The 21564-nt window shown below is 43.2% G+C and carries 23 protein-coding genes and 1 pseudogene; 20 read left to right on the forward strand and 4 right to left on the reverse strand.

Going from position 1 to position 21564, the window contains the following annotated elements; translation table 11 throughout:
* The first annotated feature begins 351 nt into the window (after window positions 1-351).
* On the forward strand, window positions 352-669 hold the full coding sequence (gene tmaR, locus V2H77_RS03825; RefSeq protein ID WP_049584818.1) for a PTS system regulator TmaR: 318 nt from the start codon (window positions 352-354) through the stop codon (window positions 667-669).
* 44 nt (window positions 670-713) lie between these two features.
* Here tmaR and V2H77_RS03830 read toward each other — a convergent pair whose 3' ends face one another.
* On the reverse strand, window positions 714-1346 hold the full coding sequence (locus V2H77_RS03830) for an NAD(P)-binding oxidoreductase (RefSeq protein ID WP_341497745.1): 633 nt from the start codon (window positions 1344-1346) through the stop codon (window positions 714-716).
* A 309-nt stretch (window positions 1347-1655) separates the two neighbouring features.
* On the reverse strand, window positions 1656-4712 hold the full coding sequence (gene rne / locus V2H77_RS03835; protein WP_341497746.1) for a ribonuclease E: 3057 nt from the start codon (window positions 4710-4712) through the stop codon (window positions 1656-1658).
* Window positions 4713-5271: 559 nt separating this feature from the next.
* On the opposite strand from rne, the gene rluC reads away from it, so the two are divergent.
* Window positions 5272-6231, forward strand: coding sequence for a 23S rRNA pseudouridine(955/2504/2580) synthase RluC (gene rluC, locus V2H77_RS03840; RefSeq protein ID WP_341497747.1), 960 nt, complete (start codon window positions 5272-5274; stop codon window positions 6229-6231).
* Here the strand turns inward: rluC and V2H77_RS03845 are convergent.
* Window positions 6228-6818, reverse strand: coding sequence for a Maf family protein (locus V2H77_RS03845; protein WP_341497748.1), 591 nt, complete (start codon window positions 6816-6818; stop codon window positions 6228-6230). The genes rluC and V2H77_RS03845 overlap by 4 nt on opposite strands.
* A gap of 142 nt (window positions 6819-6960) precedes the next feature.
* On the opposite strand from V2H77_RS03845, the gene yceD reads away from it, so the two are divergent.
* The 18 genes from yceD (at window position 6961) to V2H77_RS03935 (ending at window position 21320) form a co-directional block, all read left to right on the forward strand.
* Window positions 6961-7485 carry a 23S rRNA accumulation protein YceD gene (gene yceD, locus V2H77_RS03850; RefSeq protein WP_088371640.1) on the forward strand — a complete coding sequence of 175 codons (525 nt, stop codon included), beginning with the start codon at window positions 6961-6963 and terminating at the stop codon, window positions 7483-7485.
* A gap of 12 nt (window positions 7486-7497) precedes the next feature.
* Window positions 7498-7668, forward strand: coding sequence for a 50S ribosomal protein L32 (gene rpmF / locus V2H77_RS03855; protein ID WP_011147057.1), 171 nt, complete (start codon window positions 7498-7500; stop codon window positions 7666-7668).
* A 29-nt stretch (window positions 7669-7697) separates the two neighbouring features.
* The gene (gene plsX, locus V2H77_RS03860; RefSeq protein ID WP_341497749.1) at window positions 7698-8735 is read left to right on the forward strand and encodes a phosphate acyltransferase PlsX; all 1038 of its coding nucleotides are present in this window, start codon (window positions 7698-7700) and stop codon (window positions 8733-8735) included.
* Between the two features lie 6 nt (window positions 8736-8741).
* On the forward strand, window positions 8742-9695 hold the full coding sequence (locus tag V2H77_RS03865; RefSeq protein ID WP_265379236.1) for a beta-ketoacyl-ACP synthase III: 954 nt from the start codon (window positions 8742-8744) through the stop codon (window positions 9693-9695).
* A 24-nt stretch (window positions 9696-9719) separates the two neighbouring features.
* The gene (fabD, locus tag V2H77_RS03870) at window positions 9720-10652 is read left to right on the forward strand and encodes an ACP S-malonyltransferase (RefSeq protein WP_341497759.1); all 933 of its coding nucleotides are present in this window, start codon (window positions 9720-9722) and stop codon (window positions 10650-10652) included.
* 7 nt (window positions 10653-10659) lie between these two features.
* Complete coding sequence (gene fabG, locus V2H77_RS03875; RefSeq protein ID WP_341497750.1) at window positions 10660-11394, forward strand: 3-oxoacyl-ACP reductase FabG; 735 nt, start codon at window positions 10660-10662, stop codon at window positions 11392-11394.
* Window positions 11395-11548: 154 nt separating this feature from the next.
* Window positions 11549-11785, forward strand: a complete 237-nt coding sequence (gene acpP / locus V2H77_RS03880; RefSeq protein WP_011147052.1) for an acyl carrier protein — start codon at window positions 11549-11551, stop codon at window positions 11783-11785.
* Between the two features lie 73 nt (window positions 11786-11858).
* Window positions 11859-13100: a beta-ketoacyl-ACP synthase II gene (fabF, locus tag V2H77_RS03885; protein ID WP_341497751.1), complete on the forward strand. Its 1242-nt coding sequence runs from the start codon at window positions 11859-11861 to the stop codon at window positions 13098-13100.
* A 244-nt stretch (window positions 13101-13344) separates the two neighbouring features.
* A complete protein-coding gene (gene pabC / locus V2H77_RS03890) occupies window positions 13345-14169 on the forward strand; it encodes an aminodeoxychorismate lyase (protein WP_341497752.1) in 825 nt (274 codons plus the stop codon).
* Between the two features lie 32 nt (window positions 14170-14201).
* Window positions 14202-15227, forward strand: a complete 1026-nt coding sequence (gene mltG / locus V2H77_RS03895) for an endolytic transglycosylase MltG (protein WP_341497753.1) — start codon at window positions 14202-14204, stop codon at window positions 15225-15227.
* Entirely contained in the window at window positions 15224-15862 is a 639-nt protein-coding gene (gene tmk, locus V2H77_RS03900; protein WP_341497754.1) for a dTMP kinase, read from the forward strand. Before mltG ends, tmk begins: the two co-directional genes overlap by 4 nt.
* On the forward strand, window positions 15862-16845 hold the full coding sequence (gene holB / locus V2H77_RS03905) for a DNA polymerase III subunit delta' (protein WP_341497760.1): 984 nt from the start codon (window positions 15862-15864) through the stop codon (window positions 16843-16845). Before tmk ends, holB begins: the two co-directional genes overlap by 1 nt.
* A gap of 31 nt (window positions 16846-16876) precedes the next feature.
* The gene (locus tag V2H77_RS03910) at window positions 16877-17662 is read left to right on the forward strand and encodes a metal-dependent hydrolase (RefSeq protein WP_341497755.1); all 786 of its coding nucleotides are present in this window, start codon (window positions 16877-16879) and stop codon (window positions 17660-17662) included.
* Between the two features lie 70 nt (window positions 17663-17732).
* The gene (gene hinT / locus V2H77_RS03915; protein ID WP_265379229.1) at window positions 17733-18083 is read left to right on the forward strand and encodes a purine nucleoside phosphoramidase; all 351 of its coding nucleotides are present in this window, start codon (window positions 17733-17735) and stop codon (window positions 18081-18083) included.
* A gap of 187 nt (window positions 18084-18270) precedes the next feature.
* Window positions 18271-18840, forward strand: coding sequence for a penicillin-binding protein activator LpoB (lpoB, locus tag V2H77_RS03920; RefSeq protein ID WP_341497756.1), 570 nt, complete (start codon window positions 18271-18273; stop codon window positions 18838-18840).
* Entirely contained in the window at window positions 18827-19690 is an 864-nt protein-coding gene (gene thiK / locus V2H77_RS03925) for a thiamine kinase (protein ID WP_341497757.1), read from the forward strand. The genes lpoB and thiK overlap by 14 nt, the downstream gene beginning before the upstream one ends.
* Window positions 19691-19741: 51 nt before the next feature.
* On the forward strand, window positions 19742-20764 hold the full coding sequence (gene nagZ / locus V2H77_RS03930; protein WP_341497758.1) for a beta-N-acetylhexosaminidase: 1023 nt from the start codon (window positions 19742-19744) through the stop codon (window positions 20762-20764).
* 232 nt (window positions 20765-20996) lie between these two features.
* A complete protein-coding gene (locus tag V2H77_RS03935) occupies window positions 20997-21320 on the forward strand; it encodes a type II toxin-antitoxin system RelE/ParE family toxin (RefSeq protein WP_341497761.1) in 324 nt (107 codons plus the stop codon).
* 95 nt (window positions 21321-21415) lie between these two features.
* Here V2H77_RS03935 and V2H77_RS03940 read toward each other — a convergent pair.
* Window positions 21416-21564, reverse strand: a pseudogene (locus tag V2H77_RS03940) (transposase); the annotation flags it as partial.

The following is a 21564-nucleotide window of genomic DNA, read 5'->3' on the forward strand; positions in this document are numbered from 1 at the left end:
TATACCTAATAGATTTTGAGTTGCAGCGTGGCGGCAAGGGAGTGAATCCCCGGGAGCATAGCGAACTATGCGACCGGGATGAGTGAGCGCAGCCAACAAAGAGGCAACTTGAAAGATAACGGGTATATCAGTGGAAGGTTGGCGCTGCATTATTCACCTATATTAACCAGATATTAGCCAGTTGTTTTCGATTAAAGCAATATGCTGAACTCTTCATCAGTAAGCTAACAGGTTTGCGTAATCAATTAAAATCAATAAAGAACGGAAACTGACTTGTCTATTAATGGCTTTAGGCTGTATTGTGTAATCCAATTGGATAATCTGTACGTTTGAGTTAAGAAAGGTATGAAAATGGACAACGTAAATAAGCCGTCATTCCACAATGTGCTGGAGTTTGTACGTATGTTTCGTCGTAAGAATAAGTTACAGCGCGAAATCGCAGACAATGAAAAGAAAATACGTGATAACCAGAAACGTGTTTTATTACTTGATAACTTGAGCGAATACATCAAGCCCGGTATGTCAATTGAGGATATTCAGAGCATCATTATGAATATGAGAAGTGATTATGAAGACCGTATAGATGATCACATAATTAAAAATGCGGATCTTTCTAAAGAGCGTCGTGAATTGTCTAAAAAGCTTAAAGCAATGGGTGAACTTAAATAGCATCATTAGATAACCACGCATTTATGCGTGGTTATTTTTACCGACTATGCAGTAACCCAATCAGGTTTAAGTTCTGGATCAACTAAGGTATAAATCTGCTGATATGAAGATTCTTCTTCTGCCATAGTTGCCAGTTGATGTGCAACATCTTGACGACTAACTGCGCCATGAATCTCATGCTGATACCTTTGGCAATGGCCTGTTCCCGGTCTATCTGTTAATCCACCTGGGCGAATAATCGTATAATTCAAAGAACTTGTCTGAAGGTAGCTTTCTGCCATTGATTTATGCCTGACAGATTGGCCAAACAGTGATTTAGCTCTGGGTGACAGGGTTTTCCAGCCTTCGCCACAACCTATTGAGGTAACGAGTAACATACGTGTTATTCCAGTTTTCTCAATGGTATCAATTATAGTCATATTGCCAGGGAGATCTGAATCAATTCCACCAATAGTAGAAAAGACGATTGCTTCTGAGCTCACATGTTGTACCGCTTTTTCAACATCTTCAGCATTACAGGCATCACCTTGTATCACTTTGACACCTAAAGCACTCAGCTCAGTAGCCTGCTCAGAATTACGGATAAGCGCAATTACGGGACGTTTTTGTTGCAGTGCGACAGTCGCGAGATGACGTCCAACGCCACTACCTGCACCAAAAATAAGCCACGGTTTCATAGGTTATTCTCCTGGTTAAATAATATACCCGTTATCTTTCAAGTTGCCTCTTTGTTGGCTGCACTCACTCACCCCGGTCACATAGTTAGCTATGTGACCGGGGATTCGCTCCTTTGCCGTCACAATGCATCTTGAAATCCATAGGGTATAGATCGAATGATAATTAATTGAACAGAGTAACAGGGATAGCCGTTTAAACTACCCCTTATGTAGGTAGAATAAAATTGACGATAAGTATTTTTGTGGGGTTAATAGCAAAAAAAATGGCTCCCCAAAAAGAGCCATTCTGCTAATATTAAACAATGTTATTTATTTGAAGGATTGCGGTTTAGCCATTGGTGAAGTAGCCGCATTAGTCGCTGAATGGCCCCCAGCTCCTCCTTTCCCTTCAAAATGAGAAAAAGGCCGTTGCCATTCGCTGATAACAATCGGTTTTTCAATCATCTCAGGGGCTGGCGCTTTTGTCATCGGCGCATAAGCATGATGAACTTTGATTATAATAGCGACAGGCTGTTTAACCATTTCATCTTTACTCTCTTCAACAATCATCACTGTTGTAATTTCTTCAGGAACAACAATGTTTGCTTCAGGTTGCTGTTCAAGTTCAGGGGCAATTGGCGTTATTGCAACAAGTTCAATAACTGACGGCTCTTCCTGCACTGATTCAGTTTGCTGTAGAACAATGTCATTTCGTTCTGTAATGCCTGTTTCAGGTTTGATGTCGTCTTGGTGAATTTCCAGCGTTTCCGCTACCTTAGGCGATTCAGTGATGGTCTGTTCAGATTCTGCAACAACGGTGATTGCAGGTACTGTTTCTGCTGCTATTGCTGGCAATACCTCATATTGCTGTTCTTGTTGTTCGATCATGGAAATTTCCTCAGGAATTTCTATGGAAATCGGAACCACGGGATAGCGAACCCAAACTTTACCGGAAGCCATTTCGGGTGATGCGACCGCCATAGATAATGGCATCGGTGATTGAAGTAGATTTCTTTCATCGCGGTAACGACGGCGGCGTTGACCACTAACGCGCAAATGACGAGGTGAACGACGAGAGCGGCGTGGCATAACATTATCTTGTTGCTCTTTATTTTCAGTCAGTTGTTGTGGCTGAACTGTTTCTACAGGTATTTCAACAGGTGCTGGTAATTGCTCTTCTGTAACAACAGGGATTGGCAGTGAAGCGACCGTTGTAATTTCTTTCACTTCATCTATGATGCGAATTTTTTGTTCAAGTTGACGGCGTTGACGACGTGGGGCAGCGGGCAGACGCTCTTCAACCTCATTTTCAATGATTTCTGGCTTCTGGGTTTCAAGTTGCTGTTGACGCTTTTCTTCCTGACGACGGCGTTGACGTTCTGCACGTTGCTCGCGACGTTGCTGCTGTTGGGCTTCACGAGCAGCAGGATCTATCGTCACGTTGTTATCTTGAAAGCTATTTTTCTGTTGAGTATTACGATTTTTCCGTTGTTCGTCACGATCACGGTTATTACGTTGCTCATCACGCAGATTATTATCATCACGATCCTTACGTGAATTTTGGCGACGTTGGTTGCGTCGTTCAGAAGAGCGACGGTTATCATGACTGGATAATTTGTTCTCTTTTTTCTGTGCCGGTTTTTCTTCTTCTGCGCTGAACATTTTTTTCAAAGCAGTCAAGAAGCGGCGTAAGAGACTAGGTTGTTCCGTTATAGTCTGAGCAGGGCGGTTAGGCTTTTTCTCTTTTGCTTTATGTGATGGTTGCTGTGCTGGCGTATCGGTTGGCAAAGCAAAGGCAGAAATAGCGGGCTGCTCAGGACGCTTACGTTCAGGTTGGACATCTTCTTGAGGATTTGTCGCTCCAGTTTCATGAAATTGAGGAAGCAGGTAACTCAGCGTAGAAATTTCCTCACCCTTACGCACACGTAGAACAGAGAAGTGAGGCGTCTGCATTTGATCGTTAGGCACGATCACCACGCCGACATCTCCTTGACGGCGCTCAATTGCACTGACTGCCTGGCGTTTTTCGTTGAGTAAATATGAAGCGATTTGTACTGGAACAATAGCATGTACTTGATGCGTGTTCTCTTTCAGTGCCTCTTCTTCAATCAGACGTAAAATGGATAGCGACAGGGATTCGTTATCACGAATAGTCCCAGTACCGCTACAACGCGGGCAAACGTGGTGGCTAGATTCACCTAGCGATGGACTCAGGCGCTGACGGGACATTTCCAGTAGGCCAAAGCGGGAAATACGGCCAATTTGAATACGAGCACGATCCTGACGAACCGCATCACGTAGGCGGTTTTCCACTTCACGTTGATGGCGTACTGGCGTCATATCAATGAAATCAATGACAATCAAACCACCGAGGTCTCGCAGGCGTAACTGACGAGCAATTTCATCCGCTGCTTCAAGGTTGGTATTAAAAGCTGTCTCTTCAATATCTCCTCCGCGTGTTGCACGGGAAGAGTTAATATCGATCGCGGTTAATGCTTCTGTGGTATCAATAACTACAGCACCGCCTGATGGCAGGCGAACTTCACGCTGAAATGCAGATTCGATCTGTGATTCAATCTGATAATGGCTGAACAGAGGAACTTCACCACTATACAATTTAATTTTACTGGTGAAATCTGGGCGGCCAAGTGCGGTGATATGTTGCCGTGCCAGATCGAGAACCTTAGGATTATCGATTAGGATTTCACCGATGTCTGGGCGCAAATAGTCGCGGAAAGCGCGGACGATAACATTACTTTCTTGATGGATTAAAAATGGCGCAGAGCGGTTTTCGGCAGCTTTTTTGATAGCCTCCCAGTGTTTAAGGCGGAATGACAAATCCCACTGTAGTGCTTCTGCGGATTTACCGACGCCCGCAGTGCGGACGATCAGTCCCATTCCTTCCGGCACTTCTAACGATGCCAACGCTTCTTTCAGTTCTGTGCGGTCATCTCCTTCGATACGGCGGGAAATACCGCCAGCTCGAGGGTTATTCGGCATTAATACCAGATAACTGCCCGCCAGACTGATAAAGGTGGTTAAGGCGGCCCCTTTATTACCACGTTCTTCTTTATCGACTTGAACGATAACTTCCTGGCCTTCCCTGAGAACATCTTTGATATTAGGGCGACCATGAGGGTGGTAGTTATTGGGGAAGTATTCGCGAGCTATTTCTTTAATAGGAAGGAAACCATGCCGCTCAGCGCCATAGTCAACAAAAGCGGCTTCCAAACTAGGTTCAATTCGGGTGATTTTACCTTTGTAGATATTTGCTTTTTTTTGCTCGTGTCCTGGGCTTTCGATATCCAAATCATAAAGACGTTGCCCGTCAACCAGAGCAACACGCAACTCTTCTTGCTGAGTTGCGTTGATTAGCATTCTTTTCATTGTAACTTACTCATTATTTTTTACATTAGTTATAGAGCTACGGGCAAATATAGATGAGCGACTGGTAACCGATGGTCTCGTGTCTTTTACAAATCCGCCAACCTCCCGGTTGTCGTTTGTATAGAGACGCATATTTTCGGCAGGTCTGAATTTTCACTTAGAAAACAGTACCCTTTTCTAGGAATAATCTGCAAATATAAATGAAGCGGATTGAACCCAATTCCAGTAATCTGCTACCCGTAGCCCGCTAATTATTTGATTTCCCAGTACGTCTTACGCCATTGCTGCGTTTTTGTGCAATCAAATAAAGAACAAACGTTTAACTTCGCCATTCAGGATTAAAAAACTGATGGTGGCTACGTATTATTCCATTGCTGTTGGGGTGATAGCAAGGTGACTTTATGTCTTTAAGCGGTTTTTCTGATGAAATAGGAAGAAATAGTTAATATTTAATCTTTATCTTAAAGTAGGAAAGGTAACAGCCAGAAAGTATGCGTAATTTTTACACATATTTAAAAATGAGTAGCACTCTGCTTGAGTGATAATTAAAATTGCTATCATGAAAACGAATAATCAAATTGTACAATTTGTCACTATTGATGACGATGAGGCCGGACAGCGTGTTGATAATTTTTTATTAGCGCGTTTGAAAGGGGTTCCTAAAAGCATGATTTACCGGATTGTGCGTAAAGGTGAGGTCCGGGTAAACAAAGGTAGGATAAAGCCTGAATATAAGTTGTCTGCGGGAGATGTCGTCAGAATTCCGCCGGTTCGGGTTGCAGAACGGCAAGAGGCGCCAGTTTCAGCTAAACTGGATAAAGTCGCTGCATTAGGTGACTGTATCTTATACGAAGATGACCATATTCTGGTGCTCAATAAACCTTCTGGTACGGCCGTTCATGGCGGCAGTGGCTTAAGTTTTGGTGTTATTGAAGGGTTACGGGTTTTGCGTCCGGAAGCAAAATTCCTCGAATTGGCGCATCGTTTGGATCGTGATACCTCTGGAATTCTGTTAATTGCTAAAAAGCGCTCAACTTTGCGAGCTTTGCACGAGCAATTACGACTTAAACAGATGCAGAAAGATTATTTGGCTTTAGTACGAGGACAATGGCAATCAAATTGTAAAGTTGTTCAGGCGCCATTGCTGAAAAATATTCTACAAAGTGGTGAGCGGATTGTTAAAGTAAGCAGTGAAGGTAAGCCTTCGGAAACACGTTTTAAAGTAGAAGAGCGTTTTACTAATGCAACGTTAGTGAAAGCTAGCCCAGTAACAGGTCGGACTCATCAAATCCGTGTTCATGCTCAATATGCTGGGCATCCGATCGCTTTTGATGATCGTTATGGCGATAAAGTTTTTGATTCGCAATTGTCAGATACGGGTCTTAACCGCCTATTTTTGCATGCCAGCGCGCTAAAATTTACTCATCCTTCGACGGGGGAGATATTACGTCTTGAAGCGCCGATGGATGAGCAATTGCGTTATTGTATAAAAACGCTACGTCAAAATCACAGTAATTAACCTATCGCCGTCAGTGGGTTTACCCCCTGGCGGATTAATAATTCAGTCAATGTAATTAATGGTAAACCGATTAGCGTATTCGGATCTTTCCCTTCCAGTCGTTCAAATAAAGTAATTCCTAACCCTTCGCTTTTAAAGCTTCCGGCACAATTAAGGGGGTTTTCCGCAGTTAAATAAGCCCAAATTTCATCATCAGTCAGCTCTCTAAAATAGACATTGAATAATTCACAACGGGTATCAGCTATTCCTGTTTTGCTGTTAAAGAGAGAAATGCCGGTATAAAAGGTGACGCAATGACCACTGGCTTGCCGTAATTGTTTAAATGCATTTTCAACGCTGTGAGGCTTGCCGGTAATTTCGCCATTAATAACACAGACCTGATCAGAACCAATAATCAAATGCTGAGAATATTTTGCTTGTAATGCCTGTGCTTTAGTTTGCGCCAAACGCATAACGAGCTGTTCTGCATTTTCATTTATCCCAGGTGTTTCATCAGTATCAGGAGCCGCGCATATAAAGGGTAAACGAAGTTTTTCCAGTAACATGCGGCGGTAAGCTGAGGTGGAAGCTAAAATGATTTGTGTCATAATTTTTCCAAAAGACATGGCGAAATAATTGCAGGCATTTTAAACTAGGCGCAGCTTAATAAGCGAATATTTGGCGGAAAGGTACAGATGTGTGGCCTTTTTCTTTGACTATATCTCATTACAAAGATAATATGCGCGCCTTATGCAAAAGGTAAAATTACCCCTGACCATTGATGCGCTTCGCGCAGCTCAGAAACGATTAGACTACGCAGGTAGTTATTCACCTGAGCAAGTTTTGCGTATCGCGGAATCTGTGGTTAGCGTGGACAATGATGTAGACAGCGTTTTATCGTTTCAGATAGATAACCAACGTCTGGCAGTTGTGCGTGGGCATTCCGATGTGGATGTTACGCTTCAATGTCAGCGTTGTGGCGGTAATTTCAGCCATCACGTTCACATAACATATTGTTTTAGCCCGGTCGTCAATGATGAACAGGCTGAAGCATTACCGGAAGAATATGAGCCAATCGACGTTAACGAATTTGGTGAAATAGATTTGCTGGCAACGATTGAAGATGAAATAATTCTTTCTCTGCCGGTGGTTCCGGTACATGATTCTGAACACTGTGAAGTGTCCGAGGCGGACATGGTGTTTGGCGAATTACCTCTAGAGGCTGAAAAACCAAACCCATTTGCCGTATTAGCCAGCTTAAAGAAAAGTACTTAAGGAGTAAGGTCAATGGCCGTACAACAGAATAAACCAACTCGTTCTAAACGTGGTATGCGTCGTTCACACGATGCACTGACTGCACCATTACTGTCTGTAGATAAAACTTCTGGTGAAACTCACCTGCGTCACCATGTGACTGCTGATGGCTACTACCGTGGCCGCAAAGTCATCAACAAATAATCTCCGCCAGTCATTAGCAAGTTGATACCTTGACTAATCTGACTTTAGCGTTAGATGCCATGAGCGGGGACTTTGGTCCTCGCGTTACGGTGCCTGCTGCATTGCAGGCACTGGCGTCTAACCCTAGACTTAAATTATTGCTGGTTGGGGTCCCCGATATCATTTCTCCGATGCTTGTAAATAGCGATGCTGAGTTGCTCAGTCGCTTACAAGTGGTTCCTGCTGAACGAGTTGTGGCTAATGATGCGAAACCATCGCAAGCGATTCGTAACAGCCGAGGAACGTCAATGCGTATCGCTCTGGATTTAGTGAAATCAGGTGAAGCGCAGGCGTGTATCAGCGCAGGAAACACCGGAGTGTTGATGGGGTTATCTAAATTAATGCTAAAATCTATAGAAGGCATTGAAAGACCTGCTTTGATGACCGTGTTGCCAAACTTGAAACAGCGGGAAACGGTTGTATTGGATTTAGGCGCCAATGTTAATTGCGATAGCCGCATGTTGGTACAATTCGCCATTATGGGTTCAGTAATGGCCGAGGAAGTCGTAGGGGTGGTTAATCCTGCGGTAGCATTGCTTAACATTGGTACGGAAGAGAGTAAAGGGCTGGATAATATCCGCGAAGCCGCCACTATTTTAAAGCGCATTCCGACAATAAATTACATTGGTTATCTGGAAGGTGATGAATTACTGACAGGTAAGAGTGATGTATTGGTATGTGACGGCTTCGCAGGTAACGTGACGTTAAAAACGATGGAAGGGGCGATCAGAGTTATCTTATCCCTGCTTAAATCATCGGATGGACAAAAGAAAAAGTTTTCCTGGTTGTTGAAAATCGTCAAGAAGTGGTTGCAAAAACGGATGACAAAACGCTTCGGTCACCTGAACCCTGACCAGTATAATGGCGCATGTCTGTTAGGATTATATGGAATTGTAATCAAAAGCCATGGGGCGGCTAATGAGCATGCGTTTAAAGCCGCAATCGAACAGGCTGTTCAGGCCGTTGAAAGGCAGGTTCCTGATAGAATTGCTGCACGCCTGGAAACAGCATTACCCAAGAGTGACTGAACATACATGTATACAAAAATTTTAGGTACAGGTAGTTATCTGCCTGCGCAAGTGCGTACTAATGCTGATTTAGAAAAAATGGTAGATACTTCTGATGAGTGGATTGTTACCCGTACAGGTGTCCGCGAACGTCGTATTGCTACTGATGATGAAACCGTTGCGGTTATGGGGTTTCGGGCCGCAAAGAAAGCAATTGAAATGTCGGGCATTGATAAAGATCAGATTGATTTAATCATTGTCGCAACAGCTTCATCCACTCATGCTTTCCCTAGTTCTGCGTGCCAAATTCAGCACATGTTGGGTACCCAAAATTCAGCGGCTTTTGATATTTCAGCTGCTTGTTCTGGTTTTGTTTATGCACTGAGTATTGCTGATAAGTTTATTAAAACCGGTGTGGTAAAACATGCATTGGTTATTGGTTCTGATTCTATTACCAGAACACTTGATCCAGAAGATCGCGGAACACTTGTCCTGTTTGGCGATGGCGCAGGCGCTATGGTGGTAGGGGCTTCTAATGAGCCAGGAATTCTTTCAACTCACCTTCATGCAAATGGTAGCTATGGTGAATTGCTGGTATTGCCTTATCAGGAGCGTCAGAATCTAAAAGAACCAGCGTATGCCAGTATGATTGGTAATGAAGTATTTAAGATTGCAGTTCGTGAATTGGCTAACATAGTTGATGAAACTTTAGATGCGAATAACTTGTCGTATAGCGAGTTGGATTGGTTGGTGCCTCATCAGGCTAATTTGCGTATTATCGCAGCGACAGCTAAAAAATTAAATATGACAATGGATAAAGTAGTCGTGACGCTGGATCGTTACGGTAATACTTCTGCGGCATCGGTACCCACAGCATTTGATGAAGCAGTGCGTGATGGCCGGATTAAGCGTGGTCAGTTAATCTTAATTGAGGCTTTTGGTGGTGGCCTTACTTGGGGTTCAGCACTGATACGTTTTTAATTTGACAGGAAGATGAACATGTCTATGTCTGAATTTGCAATGGTATTTCCTGGTCAGGGTTCTCAAGACCTTGGTATGTTGGCCGATTTGGCCACAGCGTTCCCGGTTGTCGAGCAAACTTTCGCTGAAGCGTCTGATGTGCTGGGATATGATCTCTGGGCATTGGTTCAACAAGGGCCAGAAGAAGAACTGAACAAAACATGGCAAACTCAGCCCGCGTTGTTGGCAGCATCGGTTGCTATTTGGCGGGTCTGGCAGGAAAAAGGCGGAAAAGCGCCATCACTGATGGCCGGGCATAGCCTTGGAGAATATTCTGCATTGGTTTGTGCAGGCGTCATCGATTTCAAACAAGCAATTAGACTTGTTGAACTACGCGGCAAATTGATGCAAGAAGCTGTACCTGAAGGCGTTGGTGCAATGTATGTTATTATTGGTTTAGATAATGAATCCATTGACCGTGCTTGTAAAGAAGCTGCTCAGGGGCAAATTGTTTCTCCTGTTAACTTCAACTCGCCTGGTCAGGTTGTTATTGCAGGTGAGAAAGAGGCGGTAGAGCGTGCTGGTGGTGCATGTAAAGCCGCAGGCGCGAAACGGGCTTTGCCTTTGGCAGTCAGTGTACCGTCGCATTGTGCGCTAATGAAACCCGCCGCAGACAAGCTGGCAGTTGTTTTGGAAGGAATTGAATTCAGTCATCCTCAGTTCCCAGTGATAAATAATGTTGATGTGAAAATAGAACAATCTGCTGAAGCTATTCGTGATGCACTGGTACGACAACTCTATAATCCTGTTCGTTGGACAGACACAGTTGAATTTATTGCTGGACAGGGTATTGGACAGCTATTAGAAATAGGGCCAGGTAAAGTTTTGACAGGTTTAAATAAACGAATTGTCAATACCTTAAGCGCAGCAGCAGTTAATGACACAACTTCACTAATAACCGCATTGGAAAATAACTGAGGGCAATATGAGATTAGACGGAAAGATTGCATTAGTAACAGGTGCTAGCCGTGGGATTGGCCGTGCAACTGCTGAGCTATTAGCAGAGCGTGGAGCCTATGTCATTGGTACAGCAACAAGTGAAAAAGGCGCTGAAGTCATCAGTGCTTATCTTGGTGAAAAAGGTAAAGGTTTTGTACTGGATGTCACTAATCCGGAATCGATTGAACAGCTTATGTCTACTATCCGAGCAGAGTGGGGTGGGCTTGACATTTTAGTCAATAATGCGGGTATCACGGGTGATAACTTGGTGATGCGCATAAAGGATGATGAGTGGCAGCATGTTATTGACACTAATCTTTCATCCGTTTTCCGTATGACAAAAGCGGCAATGCGCTTCATGATAAAAAAACGTTATGGCCGTATTGTCTCTATTGGTTCTGTTGTCGGATCGATGGGGAACGTTGGGCAAGCAAGCTATGCAGCCGCGAAAGCAGGTCTTGTTGGTTTCAGTAAAACATTGGCTCGCGAAGTGATTTCCCGCGGTATTACTGTTAACGTTGTTGCGCCAGGGCTTATCGAAACTGATATGCTAAAAGCATTGCCAGAGGAACAGTTGGCGAACTTTTCGAATGACATCCCCGCTAAGCGGCTTGGGGATGTAAAAGAAATTGCTAGTGCTGTAGCTTTCTTTGCTTCTGATGAAGCGGCTTACATCACAGGCGAAACATTACATGTCAATGGCGGCATGTACATGAACTAAAAAATGAGCGAACCAGTTGCATTTTTTGTGTCAAATAACGCAAAATAGTGCAAGTTTGTGGTTCGACCAGCCGGGATTGGGTTGCATCTTTTCCTGTATTTTATAAACTACGAAAACCATCGCGAAAGCGAATTTTGATAGGAAATTTAATAGCATGAGCACTATTGAAGAACGCGTTAAAAAAATCATCGTTGAACAACTTGGTGTTAAAGAGGAAGAAGTTGTTAATTCAGCTTCTTTTGTAGATGACTTGGGCGCTGATTCTCTTGACACAGTTGAACTGGTAATGGCTCTGGAAGAAGAGTTCGATATCGAAATTCCAGATGAAGAAGCAGAAAAGATCACTACAGTTCAGGCAGCTATTGACTACGTCCAGAACCAAAGCGAATAAGTGAACACACCTAGGCGGTCATTCGACCGCCTATGTTTCTGCCCTAAATAATTTCCCTCCCTGGAGGATAAGCGTGTCTAAGCGTCGAGTAGTTGTGACCGGACTAGGCATGTTATCTCCTGTCGGTAATACAGCAGAATCTTCTTGGAAAGCTGTTTGTGCCGGACAGAGTGGTATCAGCCTTATTGATCATTTTGACACCAGTCACCATGCAACTAAGTTTGCTGGTCTGGTTAAAGATTTTAATCATGAAGATTTCAATATTTCGCGCAAGGATGCACGAAAAATGGATGACTTCATTCAATATGGTATTGCAGCAGGTGTGCAAGCCATTGAAGATTCCGGAATTGAAGTAACAGAAGCCAATGCTAGTCGTTTTGGTGCTGCTATTGGTTCTGGTATTGGTGGTTTGGGTCTGATTGAAGAAAATCACGGGGCATTGGTGGCGAATGGTCCTCGTAAGATCAGCCCATTCTTCGTACCTTCTACGATCGTAAACATGGTAGCAGGTCATCTGAGTATTATATACGGCTTGCGTGGTCCAAGTATTTCTATCGCCACAGCATGTACATCAGGTGTACATAATATTGGTCATGCTGCCCGTATTATTGCTTATAATGATGCTGACATTATGCTGGCGGGTGGTGCGGAAAAAGCCAGTACTCCTCTGGGGGTTGGTGGTTTTGGCGCTGCCCGTGCTTTATCTACTCGTAACGATAATCCACAAGGTGCAAGTCGTCCGTGGGATAAAGACCGCGATGGCTTTGTACTAGGGGATGGCGCCGGTATCTTGGTACTGGAAGAGTATGAGCATGCGAAGAGACGTGGTGCGAAAATTTACGCAGAAATCGTTGGCTTTGGCATGAGCAGTGATGCTTATCATATGACATCGCCACCAGAAAATGGCGCAGGCGCTGCTCTGGCGATGGAAAATGCGCTGAAAGATGCCGGTATCACTACCAAGCAAGTGGGCTATATTAATGCTCACGGTACTTCAACATCAGCTGGCGATTTAGCGGAAGCCCATGCAGTTGAGTCCGTGTTTGGTGAAGGCGCTGATGTTTTAGTGAGCTCTACCAAATCAATGACGGGTCATTTATTGGGTGCTGCGGGTGCGGTTGAGTCTATTTTCACTATCCTGGCATTGCGTGATCAGATTGTTCCGCCAACTATCAACCTGGAAAATCAGGATGAGAACTGCCGTCTGGATTTCGTGCCGAATGAGTCCCGTAAGGTAGAGGGGATGGAATATGCATTGTGTAACTCTTTCGGCTTCGGTGGTACTAACGGCTCACTGATTTTTCGTAAGATATAAACCTAATTGACAGACAAAGCCTGATATTACAGAAAGTTGCTGTTGATGTTGAGAGCCTCTTGGTATGGTTTTGTAAATGTCGAGAGGTGATAGATAAAGAGCTCCAATAGTTAATAATTATTGGAGCTTTTTTTGTAGCAAGAACTATGGGCATTTTTGCACTCGTGTCAGCGATATACTATGATAGCGTTTGTTGATAAATTGCATTGAAATGCCTTTTTTGAGTCATTAAGAACAGAGTGATATGTATTGGATTAATGGAGAGCGGAGCGACTATTTACCTGTCAATGATCGTTCAGTTCAATTCGGTGATGGTTGCTTCACAACAGCAAGAGTAGAACAAGGGCAGGTCGCTTTGCTGCTATTGCATATCCAAAGATTACAAAAAGGCGTTGAAAGGTTATATCTTCCACAACCCGATTGGCAACAGCTTGAAAACCATATAAAACAGATTGCTTCCACAACTGAACAAGGTGTACTTAAAGTTATTATTTCTCGTGGAACAGGAGGGCGAGGTTATAGTGCTGAGGGTTTTACGCAACCCAATCAGATTTTGTCCCTTAGTCCTTATCCCGAAAAATATTTGAAACAGCGTCAGAAAGGTTTCTCTCTGGTGCTCAGTCCAATACCGATGGGAATAAACCCCTATCTTGCCGGAATTAAACACCTTAACCGATTAGAGCAGGTATTGATTAAATCATTTATCGAAAAATCAAATGCTGATGAAGCTCTGGTACTTAATACGGATGGTTTGTTGATTGAATGCTGTACTGCAAACATTTTCTGGCGTAAAGGAAAAGATGTGTATACTCCTGATTTACGAGGCTGTGGTATCGAAGGGGTGATGCGGGAAAGAATCATCGCGTTATTATCGGCAAGCGATTATTACTTTTCCTGTGTAAACTGTTATCCCGAAACATTGGCTGATGCAGATGAGGTGATAGTCTGTAATTCTTTAATGCCAGTGATACCTGTTAGAGAAATTCAAGCTCATGAAAATCAGCCCACATGGGAATATCAGTCAAGGGAGCTGTATGATTATTTGCTTCCTGAATGCCTGAAGTTGTAATTCACGATCTGTTTAAGTGATTAGATTAATTGATGAAACGAAAAAAACGTCTTTTTGCTCTATTGGTTTTGATTGTCATTATGGCAGCAGTATTATTCTATGCTGGCTATGAAAAAGTTGAAAAATTTGCGGATCAAACACTCACAATTAAACAGGATCGAATATTTACCCTGCCAGCAGGTATTAGCCGTCATGGTTTGGAAGCGTTACTGGTTCGGGATAACCTGATTGAAGATAGTCATATTTTCCCTTGGTTATTAAGGTTGGAGCCAAAACTTGCCGAGTTCAAAGCGGGAACTTACCAATTAACACGAGAAATGACCTTACGGGAAATGTTGCAATTATTCTCTAGTGGTAAAGAAGCGCAATTTACGGTCCGTTTTGTTGAGGGTAGCCGTTTATCTGACTGGTGGAAAATACTACAGCAATCTGAATATCTTAAACATGAATTGGATAATAAAGATGCTCAGGAATTGGCTGAAATACTCGATATTAAAGATACAGATACTCTGGAAGGGTGGCTTTATCCTGATACCTATCACTATACGGCAGGTACAAGCGATGTGGCATTGCTGAAACGAGCATATCGACAGATGAAAATGACGCTTGAAGAGGAATGGGAAGGGCGTGACAAAAATCTGCCTTATAAGAATGCTTATGAAATGTTGATTATGGCGTCGATTATTGAAAAAGAGACGGGTGTTGAGGTTGAGCGGACAAAAGTGGCTTCTGTATTTATTAATCGTTTACGGTTGAATATGCGGCTTCAAACTGATCCGACCGTGATTTATGGTTTAGGTGAAAAATACACAGGCACTATTTTTCGTAAAGATTTAACGACATTGACGCCCTACAATACTTATATAATTAATGGCCTGCCACCTACACCGATTGCGATGCCTGGCCTTGCTTCCATAAAAGCGGCTGCCCACCCGGCAAAAACCGAATTTCTCTATTTTGTGGCGAATGGTAAAGGTGGTCATACGTTTACGACCAATCTGGCTGCGCATAACAAGGCGGTAAATATTTACCGTCAGAGGTTAAAACAGGACAAATGAACGGCAAATTTATTGTTATTGAAGGGCTGGAAGGCGCAGGAAAAACGTCGGCGATGAAAACAGTCGTTGAAATATTGCAGCAGCACGGTATTCAGAATTTAATTTTTACCCGTGAGCCGGGTGGAACGCCACTGGCAGAAAAATTACGTGGGTTAATTAAGCAAGGCGTTGAAGGTGAATCTCTGACAGATAAAGCAGAGGTATTAATGTTATATGCAGCCAGAGTCCAATTAGTCGAAAATGTGATTAAACCTGCTTTGGCTCGCGGTACATGGGTTGTGGGTGATCGTCATGACCTCTCTTCCCAGGCATATCAAGGGGGTGGGCGTGGTATTGATAAAAACTTGATGACTTCGCTACGTGATACCGTGCTTGGCGATTTTCACCCTGACCTGACTATTTATCTTGATATTCCTCCTCAGATTGGTTTATTGCGCGCTCGTGAACGTGGAGAGTTAGACCGAATTGAAAAAGAGTCGATGGATTTTTTTAATCGTACTCGTAGTCGTTACCTGGAGTTTGCAGCACAGGATAAGAGTATTGTGACCGTTGATGCGGCTCAACCAATAGAGCGGGTACAAGCAGATATTTATCAGGTGCTTGGGCAGTGGCTAAAGCAGCAGGGAAATGGCTGATGAATTGGTATCCGTGGCTTAATCAGGCGTATCGTCAGTTGGTGGAATCTCACCGGCAAGGACGAGGCCATCACGCTTTATTGGTTCATGCTAATGCAGGTACTGGGGCCGATGTGTTGGTCTATGGATTAAGCCGATGGTTGATGTGTCAGAATAGGCAGGGGATAAAAAGTTGTGGGAAGTGTCATAGTTGTCACTTGATGATGGCAGAGACCCATCCTGATTGGCACATTATGTCTCCGGAGAAGGGTAAAATCAGCGTTGGTGTGGAAGCGGTACGGCAGATTACGGAAAAGCTCTATAGTCGTTCTCAGCAAGGCGGGGTAAAAATTGTCTGGTTGCCTTTGACTGAGTGTTTGACAGATGCTGCGGCTAATGCATTATTGAAAACGTTGGAAGAGCCGCCGGAACATACCTATTTTCTTCTGGAATGCCGGCAACCAGCCAGCCTTTTGGCAACTTTACGTAGCCGTTGTTTTTACTATTTTCTGCCGGTACCTGAAACGGAAAGTAGCCTTTATTGGTTGCAAAAACAGTTGCCTTTAATTTCTTCGGTCGATGCAACAACAGCATTGAAATTGTCTCAGGGGGCGCCAGTAGCAGCAGAACAATTGTTACAACCGGAGCAATGGCAGATACGGGAACAGTTTTGCCAGGCTGTCAAACAGGCTTTGGATAAACGTGATGTTTTGTCACTTTTACCCCAACTGAATCATGAAAATGCGCCGCAACGCCTTCATTGGCTGATCAGTTTGTTACTTGATGCAGTGAAGTGGCAACGGCAGGTACAGCGTTATTGCATCAATCAGGATCAACAAACGCTGATTTATCAATTAAGTTCCATGCATACTATGGCTGTTTTGCTGCAAAGCGTTGATGATTGGATGTCTTGTCGTCATCAGTTGCTTTCAGTGGTGGGCGTAAATTGGGAATTGTTGTTGGCAGAACAGTTGCTCAATTGGGAAAAACAGTTTATTTCATAACCCTGAAATCTTTTTGTATACGAGTTTAAATATGTTGTTAGTTGATTCGCATTGTCATCTCGATTGTCTCGATTATGAAAACCTACATAAAAATGTAGATGATGTTGTTGCAAAAGCGGCAAATCGGGAGGTTAAATTTATGCTGGCAGTAGCGACGACGCTACCCGGTTTCCAGCAAATGAAAACTCTAATTGGTAAACGGGAAAATATCGTCTTTTCCTGCGGTATTCATCCACTTAATCTGGATGAAGGTTATGACTTTGATGAGTTGGCACGTTTAGCGGCCGGGAATGAAGTTGTTGCACTAGGTGAAACTGGATTGGATTACTATTATCAACAGGATAATGCTGAATTACAGCGAACCTCATTTCGTGAACATATCCGTATCGGACGCAAACTTAACAAGCCTGTTATCGTTCATACCCGTAGTGCTCGTGAAGATACTTTAAAGGTATTGCGTGAAGAACAGGCACAAGAGTGTGGTGGTGTTTTGCACTGTTTTACGGAAGATAAAGATACGGCGAGAGAATTGCTGGATTTGGGCTTCTATATTTCATTCTCTGGTATTGTCACCTTCCGTAATGCAGAGCAGATTCGTGAAGCGGCGAGATATGTACCGTTGGATCGTATTCTGATTGAAACCGATTCTCCTTACCTTGCTCCCGTACCTCATCGTGGCAAAGAGAACCAACCTGCATATGTACGTGATGTTGCGGAATATATGGCTGTACTTAAAGGTGTGAGTGTTGAAACATTGGCAGAGGTGACCACACAGAATTTTTGCGATTTATTTCAGGTTAATGTAGACAAAATCTGATTTATCAACTTGAATCTTTGGCTTGTAGGCGCTCATATATCTGTTATTTTTTGAATAAAAGGAAAATGTGATGGCAGAAGAAACTATTTTCAGTAAAATTATTCGCCGTGAAATACCTTCTGATATTGTTTATCAGGACGATCTGGTCACTGCATTCCGCGATATTTCTCCACAGGCACCGACCCATATTCTGATTATTCCAAATGTCCTGATCCCAACAGTGAACGATGTTAAACCGGAGCATGAAGCAGCGTTAGGACGAATGATGACGGTTGCAGCAAAAATTGCTGAACAAGAAGGCATTGCTGAAGATGGATATCGTTTGATTATGAACTGTAACCGCCATGCGGGACAGGAAGTTTATCATATTCATATGCATTTGATTGGTGGTCGCCATTTAGGGCCATTACTGACGAGATGATGTGAAGTACCAAAATTCATGTATGTAGGCAGATATTCGGGGATGTTTATTCCAAGATAGCCTCGAATATCTCGATTTTTTAAATGAATGCTGCGAATTTATCATTGGAGTTGAACCGATAACATATTGCTGATGTCACAGCAGAAACTTATCTGTTTTTTAAAGCTCTATTAATTGGAATAGGTTAATGAAAAGAATTTTTTTTGTGGCGCTATCGGTTGTGTTCTTGGCGGGTTGTCCATCTTTACCTCCAGAGAAGCCTGAACCTCCGACGCCAGTTGTACCCGTAACGCCATCGGAAAAATCGACGCCGCCAACTGAAAAGGTGCCAGAGCCCCCTAAAATGCGCACGACTGATTGGGAAGGTACGGTACAACCATTAATAGAGCAACTCGTTAAGGCTCATGGATTGGAAAACGGGAAGTTACTATTAGTTGATACAGTAAAAAACAATACCAATGGCGCATTACAAATCATGCAAGCAACAGAGGCTTTGCGCCAGGCAATCAGTAGCAAGCATGTTTTTGAATTAGTACCGCAAAATCAGGTGCAAAATGCCCGTCAATCTCTAGGCTTATCTGAAGAAGATAGTCTGGGATTGCGCAGTAAAGCGATTGGTCTGGCGCGTTATTTGAATGCGGATTATGTTCTCTATTCCATAGTTTCAGGCAACAGTGATAAGCGTGATATCGTCATGCAACTGATGCTAGTGCAGACGGGTGAAATTCTCTGGTCAGGGCACGGTGACATTAAATAATCATAATTGTTTGTTGCGGGCATTGTGCAGGCAATGGCCGCATACCGAGGTAAGCGATTGGAAAATAAGACCGTTAAGCGGGCTAACAAATGAGAGTTATTATGCCGCCAACGGTGAATATCATGTTGTCGGCCGTAGGCAGCGGCAGCAGGGGAAACAGCTTGGCGTTAATCGCCAGCGTGAAAGCGTCATTTTGCGTCATCTCAGCCAGGTAAAAATTGCTCCGCAAGTCATAGCAATGGTTCCTCACTGGCTGTTATTGGAGTGGTTGCCTGGTCATATTATTGGGCAAAATGAGTTTTCTCAGCCTGATTTTTTGCAAAAATTAGCGGCATTACTGGCTATTTTGCATCACCAGCCTCTGTTTGGGTATCGGCTTCAACTACGGCATCAGCTAGAAAGCCACTGGTTGCAAATTGATAAAACGCGTCTTACTCCCCGTTGGTTGCGGTTGCATAAACGTTTTATGTCATCTCCAATGCCTTCAATACTAAAATTATCACCCGCTCATATGGATGTGCATTACGGTAATTTGCTTAATACTTCTCGGGGGTTGAAACTCATTGATTGGGAATATGCAACTGATACTGATATTGGGTTTGCGCTAGCGACACTGTTTCGCACTAATCATTGGGATAAGCCGCAGCAGCAAGATTTTTTGAACGACTATTGTAGTCAGCCATCAGGATACTTAGATCGAACCCGATTAGAGCGCCAGATTAAACGTTGGCAACCTTGGGTTGATTACATGATTTTGATGTGGTTTGAAGTGCGTTGGAGACAGAGTGGCGATCCACAATTTTTAGAATTAGCGCAGCCGTTACGTCTCTCTTTTGGTCTAACGTTTTAAATCTATCACTACTGCATTGATTGCAATATATGAATACAAGCGAGGAATGTTATGGGTCCGGTCATGTTAGATGTTGTTGGTTATGAATTGGATAGTGAAGAGAAGGAAATTTTGCAACATCCATTAGTGGGCGGATTAATTCTGTTTACCCGTAATTTTTATGATGTTGAGCAATTACGAGAATTAGTACGTCAGATTCGTAAGGCTTCCCGTCATCGTCTTGTGATTGCTGTTGATCAAGAAGGCGGCAGAGTTCAGCGTTTCCGTGAAGGTTTTACTTGCTTACCAGCGGCTCAATCTTTTGCTGGATTGGGAGATAATCTTAATGGCGCTCAATTGGCGGAAGAAGCGGGTTGGTTGATGGCGTCTGAAATGATTGCTATGGATATCGATATCAGCTTTGCGCCGGTTTTGGATTTAGGTCACCAGTGCACAGCTATTGGTGAACGTTCATTCCATGAAGATCCTGAACAGGCCAAGATGATGGCGGAGTGCTTTATTAAAGGTATGCATTCTGCCGGTATGAAATCGACGGGTAAACATTTTCCGGGGCATGGTGCTGTCAATGCTGATTCTCATAAAGAAACTCCCTGTGATGATCGCTCGTTGGAAGCGATTTGTCGTCATGACATGTCTATTTTCCGTGATTTTATCCAGCGTAATTTGTTGGATGCGATTATGCCGGCTCATGTGATCTATTCTCAGGTAGATGAGCATCCCGCCAGCGGGTCTTCATATTGGTTAAAATCAGTGCTGCGTCAGCAATTGGGGTTTAATGGTGTGATATTTTCCGATGATCTCTCTATGGAAGGGGCGGCAATGATGGGAAGTTATGTTGAACGCGGACAGACTGCGCTGAATGCCGGTTGTGACATGATTTTGATCTGTAATAACCGGGATGGGGCGGTTAGCGTGCTTGATAATCTACCGTTGACCAAAGTGGAGAAATTATCAGAATTGTATCATCGAGGCGGTCAATACAGTCTGAATGAGTTAAAGAATTCAAAGCGTTGGCAGCAGGCTAATAAAGCGTTAACGGCTTTGCATCAGCAATGGCAAGATTGTGTGAGGTAATAAGTTTTGGTTAAAAACAACGGATTTCTTCGAATTTATGTTGATGATCATATTAATTCTTTTAAACAAAACATAAAACTTATAATCATTGGTATTAACCAGTAGTTCTTTTTGAAAATTAAAGCAGTTTTTTATTAAAGGGCGATAAACCTCATTTTATGAGAGTTTTTTAATGGTTTTTTATACCAGTTTTGTAATAATTGCTGCGTCGAATCTAGAGATGGTTGGAGCAATGCATAGCGGGAAAGTAAAATCATTAGTTTGGGTTGGCAGTAGTAAGAAAGATCTGTTGGCTCAACCGGAGGAAGTTGTTAAAACGATTGGTTATGCCTTGCACTTTGCGCAAATGGGTATGGCTCATCCCAATGTAAAACCCCTTTCAGGCTTTCATGGTACAGGGGTTTTAGAGGTTGTGGAGAATTATGATGGGAATACTTATCGTGCAATTTACACTGTAAAGTTTGAAAACATAGTATTTGTCCTACATTGTTTTCAGAAGAAATCAAAAAAAGGAATTTCTACGCCTAAAGTTGATGTCGATTTTATTAGATCTTGACTTGATAAAGCTAAACAGATTTATGAGGATATAAAAAATGGCAAGATATGATGAAAATGATTTTGAAATTGGTTCAGGTAACATTTTTGCTGATCTAAAAGATTCAGGCGAGTCCGGCTTCCTGTTGTTTTGACTGTTTTTTTCTCGCCCTTTCGCATCCAGCCATAACCGAGTTTGGTACCTTGAGTCGGGTGAACCGCGTCAAGAAAAAGGATGGGTTCGTCTTTCGCTGTAACTTTAAGAT

Source organism: Photorhabdus sp. P32, from assembly GCF_038085095.1.
Lineage (GTDB): Bacteria > Pseudomonadota > Gammaproteobacteria > Enterobacterales > Enterobacteriaceae > Photorhabdus > Photorhabdus luminescens.